The organism is Arthrobacter sp. BG3 (assembly GCF_056680185.1).
This window is the reverse complement of the sequence record NZ_CM155270.1, coordinates 4,051,357-4,066,137: the sequence shown is the minus strand read 5'-3', so window position 1 is coordinate 4,066,137 and position 14,781 is coordinate 4,051,357. Positions and strand designations below refer to the sequence as shown.

The 14,781-nt window shown below is 68.3% G+C and carries 12 protein-coding genes and 1 pseudogene; all 13 read right to left on the bottom strand.

Going from position 1 to position 14,781, the window contains the following annotated elements:
- Positions 1-42: 42 nt before the first annotated feature.
- Positions 43-1,323: a bifunctional phosphopantothenoylcysteine decarboxylase/phosphopantothenate--cysteine ligase CoaBC gene (gene coaBC, locus AC1MFL_RS18370; protein WP_479811779.1), complete on the bottom strand. Its 1,281-nt coding sequence runs from the start codon at positions 1,321-1,323 to the stop codon at positions 43-45.
- Positions 1,324-1,348: 25 nt separating this feature from the next.
- A complete protein-coding gene (gene rpoZ / locus AC1MFL_RS18365; RefSeq protein ID WP_091251816.1) occupies positions 1,349-1,609 on the bottom strand; it encodes a DNA-directed RNA polymerase subunit omega in 261 nt (86 codons plus the stop codon).
- Positions 1,610-1,648: 39 nt separating this feature from the next.
- Positions 1,649-2,221 (bottom strand): guanylate kinase, encoded by a 573-nt coding sequence (gmk, locus tag AC1MFL_RS18360; protein WP_479811777.1) that lies wholly within the window; start codon positions 2,219-2,221, stop codon positions 1,649-1,651.
- Between the two features lie 25 nt (positions 2,222-2,246).
- Positions 2,247-2,582, bottom strand: a complete 336-nt coding sequence (gene mihF / locus AC1MFL_RS18355) for an integration host factor, actinobacterial type (RefSeq protein ID WP_479811775.1) — start codon at positions 2,580-2,582, stop codon at positions 2,247-2,249.
- Positions 2,583-3,346: 764 nt separating this feature from the next.
- Positions 3,347-4,244, bottom strand: a pseudogene (locus AC1MFL_RS18350) (IS5 family transposase).
- Positions 4,245-4,466: 222 nt separating this feature from the next.
- Entirely contained in the window at positions 4,467-5,603 is a 1,137-nt protein-coding gene (locus AC1MFL_RS18345) for an IS701 family transposase (protein WP_479811773.1), read from the bottom strand.
- A gap of 95 nt (positions 5,604-5,698) precedes the next feature.
- Entirely contained in the window at positions 5,699-6,559 is an 861-nt protein-coding gene (pyrF, locus tag AC1MFL_RS18340; protein ID WP_479811771.1) for an orotidine-5'-phosphate decarboxylase, read from the bottom strand.
- Positions 6,552-9,893 (bottom strand): carbamoyl-phosphate synthase large subunit, encoded by a 3,342-nt coding sequence (carB, locus tag AC1MFL_RS18335; protein ID WP_479811769.1) that lies wholly within the window; start codon positions 9,891-9,893, stop codon positions 6,552-6,554. Before carB ends, pyrF begins: the two co-directional genes overlap by 8 nt.
- Positions 9,893-11,158, bottom strand: a complete 1,266-nt coding sequence (gene carA / locus AC1MFL_RS18330; protein ID WP_479811766.1) for a glutamine-hydrolyzing carbamoyl-phosphate synthase small subunit — start codon at positions 11,156-11,158, stop codon at positions 9,893-9,895. Before carA ends, carB begins: the two co-directional genes overlap by 1 nt.
- Positions 11,139-11,657, bottom strand: coding sequence for a PH-like domain-containing protein (locus tag AC1MFL_RS18325; protein WP_479811764.1), 519 nt, complete (start codon positions 11,655-11,657; stop codon positions 11,139-11,141). Before AC1MFL_RS18325 ends, carA begins: the two co-directional genes overlap by 20 nt.
- Entirely contained in the window at positions 11,657-13,030 is a 1,374-nt protein-coding gene (locus AC1MFL_RS18320) for a dihydroorotase (RefSeq protein WP_479811762.1), read from the bottom strand. Before AC1MFL_RS18320 ends, AC1MFL_RS18325 begins: the two co-directional genes overlap by 1 nt.
- Positions 13,030-14,073 (bottom strand): aspartate carbamoyltransferase catalytic subunit, encoded by a 1,044-nt coding sequence (locus tag AC1MFL_RS18315; protein WP_479811760.1) that lies wholly within the window; start codon positions 14,071-14,073, stop codon positions 13,030-13,032. Before AC1MFL_RS18315 ends, AC1MFL_RS18320 begins: the two co-directional genes overlap by 1 nt.
- A complete protein-coding gene (pyrR, locus tag AC1MFL_RS18310; protein ID WP_301230571.1) occupies positions 14,070-14,669 on the bottom strand; it encodes a bifunctional pyr operon transcriptional regulator/uracil phosphoribosyltransferase PyrR in 600 nt (199 codons plus the stop codon). The genes AC1MFL_RS18315 and pyrR overlap by 4 nt, the downstream gene beginning before the upstream one ends.
- Positions 14,670-14,781: the final 112 nt, after the last annotated feature.

The following is a 14,781-nucleotide window of genomic DNA, read 5'->3' as shown; positions in this document are numbered from 1 at the left end:
GGCGTGTGTCCCCGTGCTAAGGAGACGTTGCTTACGCCAGGTTCAGGCTGGCGGGACGACCCGGCTCAGCTCGGCACTGACACGGTCTATCACGGCGGCCGCAACATCGGATTTGGAACCCGACGCCTCCTGAGGTTCGGAGCCGGAGCGGGAAAGGATGACTACGGAGTTGGTGTCCTCGCCGAAGACCTTGTCCTGCCCCACATGGTTGACCACCAGCAGGTCACACGCCTTGCGGCGCAGCTTGGCCGCGGCATAGTCCAGGACGTCGCCGTCGGCGTCGCCGGTCTCTGCCGCGAAGCCCACAATCAGCTGGTTGCGGGACGCCGCGTCGCGGACCTCAACAAGTTCCCGCAGGATGTCCGGGTTCCGGACCAGCGAGATGACCGGGTCGGCGACGTCGTCGCGCTTCTTGATCTTCGTCCCGGACACATCGGCCGGACGGAAGTCCGCGACGGCTGCGGCCATGATGATGACGTCGGAATCGGCGGCGGCGTGCAGGGCCGCCTTGCGGAGCTCCAGGGCGGTCTCGACCTTGACGACGTCGACGCCGGCCGGCGGCGGGACGTCCATGTGGGCGGCCAGCAGCCGGACCTTCGCACCGGCATCGCGGGCGGCGGCGGCCAGCGCCACTCCCTGCTTGCCGGAGGAGCGGTTCCCGAGGAACCGGACGGGGTCCAGCGGCTCGCGGGTGCCTCCGGCGCTGATCGTGACGGTGAGCCCGGCCAGCGGACGCGGATGCGCTGACATTTCGGCTTCCGACGCCGGCATCGCGTCGGCCGCGGGCCCCGCCGGCGCGCCGGCGAGGGCCAGTGCCGCTTCGAAGATGGCCTCGGGTTCGGGCAGCCGGCCCGGCCCGGAGTCGGATCCGGTCAGCCTGCCGGAGGCAGGCTCCAGCACCGTGACGCCCCGGCTGCGGAGCGTCTCGACGTTGGCCCGGGTCGCCGGGTGCTGCCACATCTCGGTGTGCATGGCGGGGGCCATCAGCACCGGGCAGCTGCCGGCCATGAGCAGGGTGTTGCTCAGGAGGTCGCTGGCCTGGCCGGCGGCGGCGCGAGCCAGCAGGTCGGCGGTGGCGGGGGCCACCACGATCAGTTCGGCTTCGTGTCCGAGGCGGACGTGATTGACGGTGTGCACCTCGTCGAAGACGCTGTTGCTGACCGGATGGCCGGACAGCGCTTCCCAGGTGGCGACGCCGACGAAGCGGGTCGCGGCCTCCGTGGGGACGACTGTGACGTCATGGCCAGCTTCAGTAAAAAGCCGGAGGAGCGACGCCACCTTGTAGGCGGCGATCCCTCCCCCGACTCCGAGGACTATGCGCACGTGAACTCCGTCTGCGTCTGCGGAACTACTCTGCAGGCTGGATCGGGGTGGAAACCAGCTTGCCTTCATTGATCTCGCGCAGCGCGATGGAGAGCGACTTCTCGTTCAGCTTGGTGTCGACCAGCGGGCCGACGTACTCGAACAGGCCCTCGTGCAGCTGGGCGTAGTAGGCGTTGATCTGACGGGCGCGCTTGGCGCCGAAAATCACCAGTCCGTACTTCGAATCGGCAGCCTTCAGCAGCTCGTCGATCGGCGGGTTGATGATGCCTTCAAGGTTCGTGGACACGAATTCTCCAAATTCTAACGGGCCGATACGTCCCGGCGCCTAGCGTGGGTTCGGGGTCAGCCCCATGAGTGAAACAAGCTCGTCCGCTGCCCGTCGAACGTCATCATTGATGACGGTGTGGTCAAACTCCGGTTCAGCGGCAAGTTCTAGTTTAGCGGTTTCCAGCCTCTGCTGCTGTTCTTCCGCTGTTTCCGTGCCGCGGCCCACAAGACGGCGGACCATTTCGTCCCAGCTCGGGGGTGCGAGGAAGACAAACTGGGCCTCCGGCACAGCCTCCTTGACCTGACGCGCACCCTGCAGGTCGATCTCCAGCAGCACCGAACGGCCGTCGGCGATCGCGGCGTCCACGCTGCTGCGCAGGGTTCCGTAGCGGTTGCGTCCGTGGACGACGGCCCACTCCAGGAGGTCCCCGTTCTCGACCAGGGCGTCGAATTCCTCGGCTGATTTGAAGAAGTAGTGGACGCCGTCGATCTCGCCGGGCCGCGGGGGGCGGGTGGTCGCCGAAACGGAAAGCCAGACGCCGGGATAGTTGTCCCGGATGTAGGTGGACACGGTGCCTTTGCCAACAGCCGTCGGGCCGGCGAGGACTGTCAGTCCCGGTTTCTTGCTCACATATTCCTTCAGGCGGGGTTTGGGGTCAGCGCGGCGGACCGGGCTGTTTGTCGTCTATAAAATCTACCAGCGCCCGGCGCTGGTGAATTCCCAGGCCACGGACGCGCCGCGATGCCGCAATGCCGAGCTGTTCCATGATCGCCGCGGCCCGCACCCGCCCGATGCCCGGCAGCGCTTCGAGCAGTTCGACAATCCGCATCCGGGCGATCGCATCGTCGGTCTCCCCGGCGCTGAGTAAGTCCGCGATCGTAAGCTTGCCTGACTTGAGCCGGTCCTTGGCTTCCGCCCTGGTGGTCCTGGCCGCCGCCGCCTTGGCCAGGGCGTCGGCACGCTCCTGCGGAGTGAGGGGTCGCAAACTCACTGAATGCCTCCCTGCATTGTCGGGCGGGCCGCGCAAACGGCCCGGCCTGACGGGCCGAACAGCACCCCGGCCGGCACCGCGGCCTTGTCCTGAACCTACCGTCTCGGCGAGGCAGAAATCAATGGACAAGTTCGCCGCAGCAGCCCTCCGGAACGGCCGACGGCGGTGCGGCGGCGGCCAGGCGGCGGCTCACGACGTTGCTGTGGCGGCCATCTGACACGAATGGCCGCCATGGCGCGCCCGATAGCGGCCACTTGCGTCAACCGGATGCTGTCCGCGTAGCGGCGGCGGCCAGGCGGCGGGTCAATGACGGTGCGGCCTGGCGGCCATCTGACACGAATGGCCGCCAAACCGCGCCCGATAGCGGCCACTTGCGTCAACTGGACGCCGTCCGCGGTGCGGCATGGCGGCCAGCTGACACGACCGGCCGCCACGGCGCGCCCGATAGCGGCCACTTGCGTCAACTGGACGCCGTCCGCGGTGCGGCATGGCGGCCAGCTGACACGACCGGCCGCCACGGCGCGCCCAATAGCGGCCACTTACGTCAACTGGACGCTGTCCGCGGCGCACGCGGCGGCCATCTGACACGAATGGCCGCCAAACCCCGCCCAATAGCGGCCACTTGCGTCAACTGGACGCTGTCCGCGGCGCACGCGGCGGCCAGCTGACACGACCGGCCGCCACGGCGCGCCCAATGGCGGCCCTTTGCGTCAACCGGGTGCTGTCCGCGGTGCCCGGGCCGCCCACCTCCGCGGGTAATGCGCCTAGGGCATGTCTCCTAATTCCTTGAGCCAGATGGTGATGGCGCGGAGGACGACTCCGCCGCGGTAGGTCAGGGCGAGCTTGTCGTACCGGGTGGCGAGTCCGCGCCATTGCTTGAAGATGTTGAAGGACCGTTCGACGACGTTTCGTCGCTTGTAGGCTTCCGTGTCCAGCCCTACTGGTCTGCCGCCTTTGCTGCCGCGGCGTTTGCGGTTCGCTTCCTGATCGGAGCGTTCCGGGATCACCGCCTGGATGCCGCGCCGGCGCAGAAGATCCCGGTTGGCCTTTGAGGAGTACGCCTTATCCGCCAGGGCCCGGGCCGGGCGGGAACGGGCCCGGCCCGGACCCAGCCGGGGAACGCTGAGGGAGTCCAGCAGGTGCGGGAACATTGGGGAGTCCCCGCCCTGCCCGGGACCGAGCAGCATGACCAGCGGGCGCATCTTGCCGTCGCAGAGGTGATGGATCTTCGTTGTCAGCCCGCCGCGGGACCTGCCGATCCCGTGGTCAGGCGGTTCCTCTAACAGATTCATGTAATTCGACAGGTCCCCCTGTGTGGCGGGTGAGGTTCGTGGCGTGCTGGTGGGCCCGGTTGACCGTGGAGTCCACGGAGACTTCCCAGTCGATCATCCCGGCCGCGTCGGCCTCCGCCAGGATCCGGGAGTGGATTTTGTCCCAGGTTCCGTCGCCACTGAAGCGGCGGTGGCGTTTCCAGACTGTCTGCCACGGGCCGAAGGTCTCCGGCAGGTCGCGCCAGGGAATTCCCGCCCGGAAACGGTAGATGATGCCTTCAACGATCAGCCGGTGGTTTTGAAACGGTCTCCCACGGCTCCCGTCGGAGCTGGGCATCAAGGATTCAATCCGCTCCCATTGGGCATCGGTCAGGACGGCAGTACGCGACATGATTCAAGCATGCCAAAGCAGACGAGACCCAATTGGGAGACACGCCCTAGTACTACAGTCGCGTTTATGGGGTATGTCCGCGGGCTTTGTAATGACTATGTCGTGCGCGGTGTTGGTGTTTTCGTCGCCAGGTTGAGTGTTCCAGGACGCGCTTTGGACTGGTGGTGCGGTGCCAGACGAGCCGGACGAGCAGCCGCCTGATTTCGGGCAGCGAGAGCCGGATCAGTTCCATGTCTCCGGCGGCAGGGCCCCTTTTTTGGAGCGGACCACAGTCAGGAAGGCCTGGGCGAACATGGAGAGGGTGATGTGGCGGTACCAGCCGGTGTATTGGCGCACTTGGTAGTGGTCCAGTCCGGTTTCCCCTTTGGAGGTTTGGAAGGTTTCCTCGATGGCCCAGCGGGCGCCGGCGATCCTCACCAGCTCGGCCAGCGAGACCCGGTTCGGGCCATGGCAGATGTAGTAAGCCAGATCGGAGGGGTCTTTCAGGGAGCGGCGGGCCAATAGCCAGTGTTCCCCTGTTTCGGCGGGTCCGTTGATGCGGGTGCGTGCCCAGGAATACCGGCGGTCGCCCTTGGTCCCGGCCCCGGCCGTCCGGGTCCGCCAGGCATTGGCGCGCAGCGAGGCGATGAGCCTATCGGCGCGCCATTGCTCGCCGATCCCGGTGGTGGGGGCGATGACGTTCTGGTTCATGGGAATCGCCAGCACGTAGTGCAACCCCTTGGCTTCCAGACGGCGGCGCAGCCCCGTGTGCTGCCCGTAGACCGCGTCCCCGGTGGCCCAGCGGGCAGGGATCCCGGCATCCAGGGCGCGGTCGATCATGTCCGCTGCCAGTACCGGTTTCGTGGCGAATTCCCGGGTTTTGGGGATCCCGGCCCGGGCGCATCTTTCCCGGTCATCGGCCCAGGCTTTAGGCAGGTAGAGTTCCCGGTCCAGCAGGGTGCGCCCAGCCGGGGCGGAGTACGTCAGGAACACCCCGATCTGGCAGTTCTCCACGCGCCCGGCGGTGCCCGAATACTGGCGTGCGACCCCGGCTGAGGCGGCACCCTTCTTGAGGAATCCGGTCTCGTCAATGATCAGGATCCCGTCCGGATCGCCCAGGTGGCGGTTGACGTAGGCATACAGGTCATCCCGCACGGCGTCCGGGTCCCAGTCGGTGGTCGAGAGCAGGCGTTGCATGCCATCCGGGGTGCCGTGCCCGGCGCGTTCGGACAGGGTCCAGGAGTTCTTGCGTTCCTCGTCCGACAGCAGCCCTCGCACATACCCCACAGCGTTTCGCCGCGGTTCGGACCGGGCAAACCGGTGCCCAATCAGATCGCCGATTTCTTCCAGACCTTCGGCCCACTCTTCTACGTCCGCCACACAAATATCATCACTCACCACCAACGATTAACAGGCCGCGAGCGGAAAGTCCGGTTAAACCGCCGATACAGCCAAAATTAAACGCAACTGTAGTACTAGGCCGCGCGCAGCTCCTCGAGGGTGCGCCTGGCAGCGTCCTGCAGGTCCTGGACCCGCGGTCCGGCGCCGAGAATGTCCCGGCTGGACGTTCCGAGCACCTGGCTGTAGGCGCTGCCAAAGGTCCGGCGCAGGTCAGCTGCCGTCGCGCCCTGGGCACCGAGGCCCGGGGCGAGGATCGGGCCGCGCACCGCGGCGAGGTCCAGGCCAAGGTCCGTCAGTGCGGAGCCGACGGTCGCGCCGACCACGAGGCCGGTTGACCCCAGCTTCCCCGCGTAGCGGCGGTTCTCCGCCGCTGCCGCCTGCACGATCCGGCGGGCTACCGAGTCCGCGCCGCCGACGTGCTGGACGGAGGCGCCCTCGGGGTTGGAGGTCAGCGCCAGGACGAAGACGCCGCGGCCGGTTTCCGCCGCGAGGTCCAGGGCCGGACGGAGCGATTCGAAGCCCAGGTACGGGCTCAGCGTGACCGAGTCGGCGGCCAGGGCGGAACCGTCCCGCAGCCAGGCGTCGGCGTAGGCGGCCATGGTGGAGCCAATGTCGCCGCGCTTGGCATCGGCGATGGTCAGGACCGAGGCCCCCGCCGCCGCGGCGAGGGTGCGCTCCAGGACGGCCATGCCAGCCGAGCCGTGCCGCTCATACAGTGCAACCTGCGGCTTGACCGCGGCAGCGAGGGACCCCACCGCCTCCAGGACGGTCAGCGAGAAGCGCTCCAGCCCGGCGACGTCGTCGTTCAGTCCCCAGCCCTGCAGCAGCGCCGGGTGCGGATCGATCCCGACGCACAACGGACCGCGGTCCGCCATGGCCCGGCCCAGCCGGGAGCCGAAGGACTCCCGGCCGGCAGCGGCAACGGCCTCAGGCATGCGAGTTCGCTTCCTGCCCGACGCGCTCCTGCGAGGCTGCTTTCTGCGATGCCGCCAGCGCCGCGGCGTGCTCCTGCAGGCTCGTCACCGACCACTCGTAGGTGCGCAGCGCCTCGATCGCCTGGACGGCGGCGTTGAACTCCGCCACCGTCGTGATGCAGGGGATGCCGATCGACGTCGCGGCGGCGCGCAGTTCGTAGCCGTCGCTGCGGGCCTCGCCGCCGGAGGGGGTGTTGAAGACCATGTCGATCTCGCCGGCGATGATGAGGTCCGCGATGGTGCCCTCGCCCTCGGCGCTGGAGCCCTCGGCGACCTTCCGGACCGGGGTGGCCTGGATGCCGTTGCGGCGCAGCACATCGGCGGTGCCGCCGGTGGAGACGATCTCGAAGCCGAGGTCGGAGAGCCGCTTCACGCCCATGATGACCGAGCGCTTGTCCCGGTTGGCCACGGAGACGAAGATCTTCCCCTCGGTGGGCAGCGCGTTGTTGGCGGCGGCCTGGCTCTTGGCGAAGGCGGTGTCGAAGTGCTTGTCGATGCCCATGACCTCGCCGGTGGAGCGCATTTCCGGCCCGAGCAGCGAATCCACCACCTTGCCCTCCGGGGTGCGGAACCGGCTGAACGGCAGCACGGCTTCCTTGACCGAGACCGGGGCGTCCAGCGGCAGCGTGGAGCCGTCGCCGGTTTCCGGCAGCATCTTGTAGGCCGTGCGGAGCTGGTTGACGGTGACGCCGGTGCCGATCAGGGCCGCCGCCTTCGCCATCTGCACACCGGTCGCCTTGGAGACGAACGGCACGGTGCGGGAGGCCCGCGGGTTGGCTTCCAGGACGTAGAGCACGTCGGAGGCCAGGGCGAACTGGATGTTGATCAGGCCGCGGACCCCCACGCCCTCGGCGATCGCCAGCGTCGCGGTGCGGACCCGCTCCAGCACGTTGTTGCCCAGGGTGATGGGCGGCAGCACGCAGGCCGAGTCGCCGGAGTGGATGCCGGCCTCCTCGATGTGCTCCATGATGCCGCCGAGGTACATCTCGGTGCCGTCGTAGAGCGCGTCGACGTCGATTTCGACGGCGTCCTCAAGGAACCGGTCGATCAGCACCGGGTGGTCCGGGGTGATCTCGGTGGCGTTGGCGATGTAGCGCGAGAGGTTGGGCTCGTCGTACACGATCTCCATGCCGCGGCCGCCGAGGACGTAGGAGGGGCGGACCAGGACCGGGTAGCCGATTTCGTCGGCGATCTTCTTGGCGTCCTCGAAGGACACGGCGGTGCCGTTCTTCGGCGAGATCAGGCCGGCCTTGTCGAGCACCTGGGAGAAGGCGCCGCGGTGCTCGGCGAGGTCGATCGCTTCCGGGGAGGTGCCGAGGATCGGCACGCCGGCGTCGGCGAGCTGCTGGGCGAGCTTGAGCGGGGTCTGGCCGCCCAGCTGGACGAAGACGCCCATCACGCCGCCGGTCCGCTCCTCGGCGGCGATGACCTCGAGCACGTCCTCGAGCGTGAGCGGCTCGAAGTACAGCCGGGTGGAGACGTCGTAGTCGGTGGAGACGGTCTCGGGGTTGCAGTTGACCATCACGGTCTCGTAGCCGGCCTTGCGCAGCGCCATCGAGGCGTGGACGCAGGAGTAGTCGAACTCGATGCCCTGGCCGATCCGGTTGGGGCCGGATCCGAGGATGATGATGGAGGGTTTGGCGTGCAGCGCGACCTCGTCCTCCTCGTCGTAGGAGGAGTAGTGGTACGGCGTGTACGCGGCGAATTCGGCGGCGCAGGTGTCCACCGTCTTGTAGACCGGCCGGATGCCCAGGGCCTGCCGGACGCCGCGGACGACGTCCTCGGAGTTGTGCGTCAGGGCGCCGATCTGCTCGTCGGAGAAGCCGTGGCGCTTCGCGCGTTTCAGCATCTCCGGGGTCAGCGCGGCGGCCTGGCGGATTTCGACCGAGATCTCGTTCAGGAGCTGGAGCTGGTCCAGGTACCAGGGGTCGATCTTCGTCGCTTCGAAGAGCTGTTCGACGGTGGCGCCGCCGAGCAGGGCACGCTGGACCTGGTGCAGGCGGTCCGTGGTGGGCCGCTTGGACTTCTCGATCAGCTCCGGGACTTCCCATTCCGGGACGTGGCTGAAGTCCAGCTGGGAGCCCTTCTGCTCCAGGGACCGCAGCGCCTTCTGCAGCGCCTCGGTGAAGTTCCGGCCCATGGCCATGGCCTCGCCCACCGACTTCATGGTGGTGGTCAGCGTGGGGTCCGCCGCCGGGAACTTCTCGAAGGCGAAGCGCGGGACCTTCACGACGACATAGTCCAGGGTCGGCTCGAAGGACGCCGGCGTCTTCTGCGTGATGTCGTTCGGGATCTCGTCCAGGGTGTAGCCGAGGGAGAGCTTGGTGGCGATCTTGGCGATCGCGAAGCCGGTGGCCTTGGAGGCCAGGGCGGAGGAGCGGGAGACGCGCGGGTTCATCTCGATCACGACGACGCGGCCGGTGTCGGGCTCGACGGCGAACTGGATGTTGCAACCGCCGGTGTCGACGCCGACCTCGCGGATGACGGCGATGGAGATGTCGCGCAGGCGCTGGTATTCGCGGTCCGTCAGGGTCAGTGCCGGGGCGACGGTGATCGAGTCGCCGGTGTGCACGCCGACCGGGTCGAAGTTCTCGATGGAGCAGACAACCACGACGTTGTCGTTCTTGTCGCGCATCATCTCGAGCTCGTATTCCTTCCAGCCCAGGATGCTCTCCTCGAGCAGCACCTCGGACGTGGGGCTGTACTGCAGCCCCTGGCCCACGATGCGGCGGAGGTCGTTCTCGTCGTAGGCGAGACCGGAGCCGAGGCCGCCCATGGTGAAGGAGGGCCGGACCACCATCGGGTAGCCGAGGTCCTCGGCGGCGGTGAGGGCCTCGTCAATGGTGTGGATGATGTGGCTGCGGGCCGATTCGGCGCCGCAGCGTTCCACCACGCCCTTGAACTTTTCGCGGTCCTCGCCGAGTTCGATCGCGGCGATGTTGGCGCCGATCAGTTCCACGTTGTACTTCTCCAGCACGCCGTTCTTGTCCAGCGCGATGGCGGTGTTCAGCGCGGTCTGCCCGCCCAGGGTGGGCAGGAGCGCGTCCGGGCGTTCCTTGGCGATGATCTTCTCGACCACCTCGGGGGTGATCGGCTCGATGTAGGTCGCGTCGGCGAACTCCGGGTCGGTCATGATGGTGGCCGGGTTGGAGTTGACGAGGATGACGCGGAGGCCTTCCTCCTTGAGGACGCGCAGTGCCTGGGTGCCGGAGTAGTCGAATTCGGCCGCCTGGCCGATCACGATCGGGCCGGAACCGATGACCAGGACGCTCTTAAGGTCAGTTCTCTTAGGCATTACTTCTTGTCCTCAGTGTTGGAATCGGTGGAGGTTTTGGTGTCCGCCATGAGCTGGATGAAGCGGTCGAAGAGGTAGGCGGCGTCGTGCGGGCCGGCAGCGGCCTCGGGGTGGTACTGCACGGAGAAGGCCGGGATGTCCAGGCACGAGAGGCCCTCGACGACGTCGTCGTTGAGGCTGACATGGCTGACCTCGACGCGGCCGAAGCGCTCCTCGGGGGCCTGGGTGGCGCCGTCGAGCGGGGCATCGACGGCGAAGCCGTGGTTCTGCGAGGTGATTTCGACCTTGCCGGTGCGGCGGTCCATCACGGGCTGGTTGATGCCGCGGTGGCCGTAGCGCAGCTTGTAGGTGCCGAAGCCCAGGGCGCGGCCCAGGATCTGGTTGCCGAAACAGATGCCGAAGTAGGGGATCTTCTCGTCCAGGACCGAGCGGAGCAGCTTGACCTGGTTGTCGGCGGTCGCGGGGTCGCCCGGGCCGTTGGACATAAAGAAGCCGTCCGGGTTGACCGCCTGGACATCGGCCAGGGTCGCGGTGGCGGGCAGCACGTGCACGCGGACGCCCCGCTCGGCGAAGCGGATGGGGGTCATCCGCTTGATTCCCAGGTCGATCGCGGCGATGCTGAAGCGCGGTTCGCCGTCCCAGCCCCAGTCCTTGGGTTCCACCGTGTAGGCCGTCTCGACGCTGACTTCTTCGGCCAGGCGTGAGCCTTCCATCGGGGCGCTGGCCAGGACGGTGCCGACGAGTTCCTTGTCCGTGGCCCGGGCGGCGTCACCGGAGAAGATGCCGGCGCGCATGGTCTTGTGCTCGCGCAGGTGCCGGGTGATGGCGCGGGTGTCCACGCCCTGGATGCCGACGATGCCCTGTTCGACCAGTTCGTCGTCGAGGCTGCGTTCGGAGCGCCAGTTGGAGGGGCGGCGGGCGGCGTCGCGGACGATGTAGCCGGCCACCCAGATCCGCCGGGACTCGGCGTCGTCCTTGTTCACGCCGGTGTTGCCGATGTGCGGGGCGGTCTGGACCACGAGCTGGCGGGCGTAGGAGGGGTCGGTGATGGTTTCCTGGTAGCCGGTCATGCCGGTGGCGAACACGGCCTCGCCGAGCGCGGTTCCGGTGGCGCCGTAGCTGGTGCCGCGGAAGATCCGGCCGTCCTCAAGCACGAGGGCCGCGGGGGTGGATGCTGCTGCTGGTGCTGAAACTGCTGTTGCTGAAACTGCTGTTGCTGAAACTTCGTTGGAGTCCGTCACGTCGTTACTTTCCACTATCGGCATCGGCCTGAGGGGCCGCGGGGATCAAATCTTGCAGGGCGTTGAGGAGGAGGGTTTTGTCGCCGGCGTGCCGGGTGCGGAAGCCGGAGTCCAGTTCGCGGGTGCCGAGCATCCAGCTGAGCACCAGCAGCCCGTCCTTTTCGACGAACTTTCCGGCCATGCCGCTCTCCTGCCGCACCCCGGTGAGCCGGGCCGCGGGGATGAAGACCGGGCCGGCGCCGGCGCGGTCGAAGAGCACACCTTCCGGGTGGACGCTGAGCTCGGCGTTGGTGCGGAGCCCCAGGTTGTGGACCGCGATCCGGTCCAGCCAGTCACCGGCGGTGGTGGACGCAACGTACTGGCCGTCGGCGACTGCCAGCGCCGCGCCCAGTTCCGCGGGGACCTCCGGCAGCGGGTCGACGTCGGCCTGGCGGCGCAGGCGGTTCCGCCAGCCGACCGCCAGCAGGGCGAAAACCCCGGCGGCGAGGGCCAGCATGATCAGGAGGAAGGGCAGCTTGTCCATCAGTGGCCTGCCGCTGCGGTGCCGGGCAACTCTGCCTGCTCCGGGAGCCAGCGGTACGGGGTGTTGAGCTTGCCGTCCAGGACGGTGGGGTGGCCCTTGAAGAAGGTCGCCACCACCTTGCCGGGGAGTTCCCGGCCGGCAAACGGAGAGTTACGGCCCATGGTTGCCATCTTAGAAGGGTCCACGGTCCACCGCGCAGCCGGGTCCACCAGTGTGACGTTGGCGGGTTCGCCGGCGTCGAGCGGGCGTCCCTGGTCCGTCAGCCGGCCGATGGCGGCGGGTGCGGTGGAGGTGACCCGGGCGAAGTCGGCCCACCCCATCAGCCCGGTTTCAATCATTGTGTGCTGCACCACGGACAGCGCGGTTTCCAGGCCGGTCATGCCCATGGCGGCCTGGGCCCACTCGCATTCCTTGTGCTCGCTCGGGTGCGGGGCGTGGTCGGTGCCCACAACATCGATGGTCCCGTCGGCCAGCGCGGCGCGCAGGGCCTGGACGTCGGCGTCGGTGCGCAGCGGCGGGTTGACCTTGTAGACCGGGTCGTAGCTGCGGGCGAGTTCGTCCGTGAGCCAGAGGTGGTGCGGGGTGACTTCGGCCGTGACGTTGACGCCGCGGGATTTGGCCCAGCGGATGATCTCGACCGATCCGGCGGTGGAGACGTGGCAGACGTGCAGCCGCGAGCCGACGTGCTGGGCGAGCAGGACGTCCCGGGCGATGATGCTCTCTTCGGCGACGGCGGGCCAGCCGGTGAGTCCGAGGACGGCGGAGACTTCGCCCTCGTTCATCTGCGCACCGGCGGTGAGCCGGGGTTCCTGCGCGTGCTGGGCCACGACGCCGTCGAACGCCTTGACGTATTCCAGCGCGCGGCGCATCAGCACGGGGTCGTGGACGCAGATGCCGTCGTCGGAGAAGACCCGGACCCGGGCGCGGGAGTCGGCCATGGCGCCGAGTTCGGCGAGCTGCTCCCCGGCCAGGCCGACGGTGACGGCGCCCACCGGGCGGACATCCACCCAGCCGGCGGTGCGGCCCAGCGTGAGGACCTGTTCGACGACGCCGGCGGTGTCCGCCACCGGGGTGCTGTTCGCCATGGCGTGCACGGCCGTGTAGCCGCCCAGGGCTGCGGCGCGGGTGCCGGTCTCGACCGTTTCGGCGTCTTCGCGGCCGGGTTCGCGCAGGTGGGTGTGGATGTCCACCATGCCGGGCAGGGCCACGAGCCCGGCGGCCTCAATGACGGTGGCGCCGTCGGCGGGGAGGTTCTGGCCGCGTTCGGCGATGATGCCGCCGCGGATCAGGAGGTCTTCGGCGGCTCCGCCGAGAATGGCGGCGCCGCGGATCAGGTAGGCGCCGGTGCCTGCGTCCTGTTGCTGTGATGCCATTAGTGGCTCTCCTTGGGGGCGTGGGCGGAGGTGGTCTCTGCGGGGGTGGAAGAGGTGGTGCTCGTGCGGCCGGCCGGTTCGCGGGTGTCCCCGGAGAGCAGCAGGTAGAGGGCCGCCATCCGGATGGACACGCCGTTGCGGACCTGCGCCAGGACCGTGGAGCGGGGCGAGTCGGCGGCGGCGGACGAGATCTCCAGGCCGCGGTTCATCGGCCCGGGATGCATGATGATGGTGTCCTTGAAGCCCAGGGTGTCCAGGGCGCGCAGCCGGTTGTCGTCGAAGCCCCAGCGGCGCGAGTATTCGCGGGTGGTCGGGAAGAAGGAGGCGTTCATCCGTTCGCCCTGCACGCGCAGCATCATCATGGCGTCGACGCCGCGGGCGAGGGTCTCGTCGAGGTCGTAGCTGACGCTGCATGGCCACTTTTCGACGCCGATCGGCAGCAGTGTGGGCGGGGCGACCAGGGTGACTTCGGCGCCGAGGGTGCGCAGCAGCCAGACGTTGGAGCGGGCCACCCGGGAGTGCAGCACGTCCCCGGCGATCGCGACCCGCATGCCGGTGAGGTCTGCCCCCGCGGACGGGGTGCCGGCCAGCTTCGACCAGTGCCGGCGCATGGTGAACGCGTCCAGCAGCGCCTGGGTGGGGTGCTCGTGGGTGCCGTCGCCGGCGTTGATGACGGCGGCGTCGATCCAGTCCGTGGCGGCGAGCCGGTGCGGGGCGCCGGAGGCCCAGTGCCGGATGACGACGGCGTCGGCCCCCATCGCGGAGAGCGTCTGGGCAGTGTCCTTGAGGGATTCGCCCTTCGAGACGGAGGAGCCCTTCGCGGAGAAGTTGATGACGTCGGCCGAGAGCCGCTTGGCGGCCGCCTCGAAGGAAATGCGGGTGCGGGTGGAGTCCTCGAAGAACAGGTTCACCACAGTCCGGCCGCGCAGGGTGGGGAGCTTCTTGACCTCACGCTCCCCAACGGCCGCCATTTCCTCGGCGGTGTCGAGGATGCGGACGGCGTCGGACAGGCTCAGGTCTTCGGTGGAGAGCAGGTGCTTCACGCGGTGGCCTCGATGACCACTTCGTTGACCGGGGCGCCGTCGACGGAGTCGGTTTCCTCAAGCCGGACCCGGACTTTCTCGGCGGAGGAGGTGGGGAGGTTCTTGCCGACGTGGTCCGCGCGGATCGGCAGTTCCCGGTGCCCGCGGTCGATGAGCACCGCGAGGCGCACGATGCGGGGACGGCCGAGGTCGATGATCGCGTCGAGGGCGGCGCGGATCGTCCGGCCGGAGTACAGGACGTCGTCGATCAGCACTACCACCTTGTTGTCGATGCCGGTGCGCGGAAGCTGCGTGGGGTACGGCGGGCGCATGGCCTGGTGGGAAAGGTCGTCGCGGAACATCGTCACATCGAGCTGGCCCACGATCGCTGCGGGGTCCACGGTGGGATCGGCGGCGGCAATCTTGGCGGCAAGCCGGACGGCGAGGGGGTAGCCCCTCCGCGGGATGCCCAGCAGGACCAGGTCCTGGGAGCCCTTGTTGGACTCGAGAATCTCATGGGCGATACGAGTGAGTGCACGGTCGATGTCCGCCTGGTTGAGTACCACTCGGGTAAGAACAACCTTGGCCGGAACCGGTGCTTCTGGAACAGAAGTCAACGCTCGTCTCCCCTTTCCCCGCCTCACGGGACGGAATTAAAAAAGGATGGTTTGCCCTCCCAAATTACCACAGCGGGACTGACGCCCCGGCCCCGCCGGCATGCGTTTAACC